This window comes from Nocardia farcinica, assembly GCF_029867845.1.
In the GTDB taxonomy this organism is placed as follows: Bacteria; Actinomycetota; Actinomycetes; order Mycobacteriales; family Mycobacteriaceae; genus Nocardia; species Nocardia farcinica_A.
In genome coordinates this window covers 1-2,831 of the sequence record NZ_JARWRU010000517.1, presented here as the reverse complement: position 1 = coordinate 2,831, position 2,831 = coordinate 1, and the positions used below count along the sequence as shown (strand labels likewise).

Annotated in this window: 6 protein-coding genes; all 6 read right to left on the bottom strand. The window is 69.9% G+C overall.

Annotated elements, in window-relative coordinates:
* Positions 1 to 492 (bottom strand): MFS transporter (locus tag QH283_RS11255; RefSeq protein WP_432420706.1); only part of this gene is annotated, 492 nt, incomplete at its 3' end.
* Positions 493 to 517: 25 nt separating this feature from the next.
* Positions 518 to 988, bottom strand: coding sequence for a MarR family winged helix-turn-helix transcriptional regulator (locus tag QH283_RS11250; protein WP_280502956.1), 471 nt, complete (start codon positions 986 to 988; stop codon positions 518 to 520).
* Positions 989 to 1,045: 57 nt separating this feature from the next.
* On the bottom strand, positions 1,046 to 1,378 hold the full coding sequence (locus tag QH283_RS11245; protein WP_280502955.1) for a hypothetical protein: 333 nt from the start codon (positions 1,376 to 1,378) through the stop codon (positions 1,046 to 1,048).
* Positions 1,379 to 1,390: 12 nt separating this feature from the next.
* On the bottom strand, positions 1,391 to 1,753 hold the full coding sequence (locus QH283_RS11240) for a nuclear transport factor 2 family protein (protein WP_280502954.1): 363 nt from the start codon (positions 1,751 to 1,753) through the stop codon (positions 1,391 to 1,393).
* A gap of 76 nt (positions 1,754 to 1,829) precedes the next feature.
* Entirely contained in the window at positions 1,830 to 2,264 is a 435-nt protein-coding gene (locus QH283_RS11235) for an SRPBCC family protein (protein WP_280502953.1), read from the bottom strand.
* Positions 2,257 to 2,583 carry an ArsR/SmtB family transcription factor gene (locus QH283_RS11230; protein WP_280502952.1) on the bottom strand — a complete coding sequence of 109 codons (327 nt, stop codon included), beginning with the start codon at positions 2,581 to 2,583 and terminating at the stop codon, positions 2,257 to 2,259. The genes QH283_RS11235 and QH283_RS11230 overlap by 8 nt, the downstream gene beginning before the upstream one ends.
* Positions 2,584 to 2,831: the final 248 nt, after the last annotated feature.

Below are 2,831 nucleotides of genomic sequence, written 5' to 3'. Positions count from 1 at the left end.
GGCCCGGAAACCCGCCCGGTCGGCGAGAATGCCGGTGAGCGGATAGCCGATGCCCAAGCCGGTGGAGACGGTCACCGAGAGACTGGAGATGCCGAAGCGCACCTTGTCCTCGGGCAGGTAGCGCCTGGCCAGCGCGATGGTCACCGGCACGATGCCGTAGGACAACCCTTGGAAGGCGCGGCCGACGAGAAAGACGGCGAAGTTGGGTGCGGTGGCCGCCATCACCGAGCCGATCAGGATCACCAGCAACGACCACATCAGCAGACGCTTCTTGTGCGGGCCGTCGCTCAATCGGCCCATGATCGGGGTGGCGACCGCGCCGACGAGCAGGTTGACCGTCAGCATCCACTGCGCGGTGCTGACCGGCACGTCCATCTCGGTCGACAGCGTCGGGACCAGCAGCATGCCGAGGGAGCTGACCACAGCGGTGGTCAGGGCGGTGTAGACCAGCGCGGTCAGCAGGCCGGGACGGACGGCCTGTTCCCCGGCGATCCGAACGGTTTCGGGCGCGGCGGTGTCAGTCAACGAGCGCACCCTTCTCGGTCACGCGCGTCGCTGCCGCCGCCACCGGCGGCTGCGTCAGCTTCCCCAGCACGGGCACGGCAGCCGCGAGTATCGCGACCTCGTCCGGGGTGAGCCGCTCGGCGATGGCCTGTTCCAGCCACTCGTTGCCGTAGGACCGCTCCGCGACCAGGCGCTGGCGCCCCGTCTCGGTCAGCGACACCCACACCTTGCGCCGGTCGTGTTCGTCCTGGGCGCGCGCGATCAGGCCGAGCGCTTCCAGCTCCCGCACCGCGTTCGCGATCGCCTGCGGGCTGATCTTCTCCGCGGCCGCCAGCGTCGCCGAGGTAGCCGGACCGTGCTCGGCCAGATAGGCCAGCACGCCCAGCTTGCCGGTCGAGATCGTCCGATGGGCGGTCAGCTGCCGCCAGAGCGGACGCAGGGCGTCACGCAGGGCGAGAGCAAGAGGGGATTCAGCGGCTACCACACCGCTAATATACAACCTGGTTTATCAATTTGATTGACTATCCCCTGGTGAACGACATCACCTCGCCGCGGCGCGGTTGTGCTCCAGCGCGATATCCAGCCAGAACGCCAGGTCCGCGTCGTCGGCGATCGAGACCGCGGACACCTCCAGCCAGCCCGGCCCCATGACGCGCCCCGGCCCCATCCGGGCCCGCGCGGCCCCGGGGCGTCCGGCGAGTTCGCCGTCGCGCGCTCCGTCGCCCCGGCCCAGCAGATCGCCCGCCCGCCACGCGCCCGCGCCGCTCTTGTCGTTCACCAGGAACGCCCGGCTGCCGAACATCGACACCTCACGGGTGCGCTGTCCGGCGAGCATCGCGCGCAGGCGCTCGATCAACTCGGCTTGCCGCGGCACCGCGCACCCCGCCTACGCGCTCGCGGCCGACGGCGCGAAACTCATACGGTCGAAGACCAGCACGCTCTCGGCGATGGCGCCGTCGCGGACGGTGAAGCACTCGGCGGCGGGCGCGATGCTGGTCGCGGCGGTCTGCGGGTAGTAGAAGAGGGCGACGCGCTCGCCGTCGGCGAAGGCCGCGATATCCGCCAGGCCGGTCAACGCGGGCGCGAAGGCGCCGATATAGGCGCGGTAGGCGTCCTTACCCGCCAAGTCGGACCCCGGTGCGCGGCAGACGATGTCGTCGGCGACCAGGCTCATGGCACGGTCGATGTCGCCGCCGGTCCAAGCCCGGTGGTAGTCCTGCACGATGTCGAAAGCGGTCGGGTGGGCCATGGGTCTCCTCTTCTCGTGGTCGGATGGAACTCGGGGGTGCGGCAGAGCTGGTGATCGAGTGGAACCGGGGCGGCGATCAGTGGCCGCGGGGTCGCCAGTGGTCGGGCCCCGCATCCCCGCCCGCCGCGACGACGGCCAGTCGCGGCAGGAAGTGCTGCCAGCCGTCGGCGTGGCCGGGCAAGTCGGGCTCGGGCAGTCCCGAGTGCGTGAGGTCGACGCGAGTGCCGCCACCGACGGCAGTGAGCCGGAACTCGACCGTGGACGAGCCGGCAGGCAGGTCGTCGCTGCCCGCGACGCCCCACGACACGACGACACGCGTGGGATGTTCCACGCGAAGGTACCGCCCTCGGATGGGGAAACCCGCGATGTCCACGGCGAACAGCCCGTCGGGGCGCGGCTCGAGATCGGCGTGACTGCCCATCCACGCCGTCATCCCCGACTCGGTGGTCAGGTACTCGAAGACCGACTCCGGCGGCGCGGCGATCTCGATCGAGGTCCGGTATTCAGCCACGTTCCCGCTCCCCTGCCTCCACGGCCGCCTTGAGCGCGGCGAGTTTGTCGGGCCAGAACCCGTCGAGATACGACCGCACCGCCGCGAGCCCGTCGGTGCGCACGACGAACAGATGCCGCGTTCCCTCCCGGCTCCCCATCACCACCCCGGCCTCGCGCAACACACCGAGATGATGCGAGGTCACCTGCTGCGAGAGCCCGACCTCCTCGGCGATCGCTCCCACCGACCGCGGACCACCGCGGATGACGGCCAGGATCGACCGCCGGTTGCCGTCGGCCAGCGCACGCAACGCCAGGTCGAGTGCGGGATCAGCGCTCATGGAACATCATCCTCTCGGCAGCTTCCCCCACGTTACCACAAACCGATGTTTGTACATATGGATATCGGTGAAGTATGGCGCGGTCGAACAGAATCGCGCACACCGGCCGAATCCGAGGTGGCGCTCCCGCCTTCCAGCTGATCTACCTGCCACGAGGCCGTGCCCCCACCCCCCCCCCGGGGGGGGCCGGGGATTTGTTTTTAAAGAGGGGGCCGATAAGGGGGGGGTGGGTTTGGGTTACCCCCCCC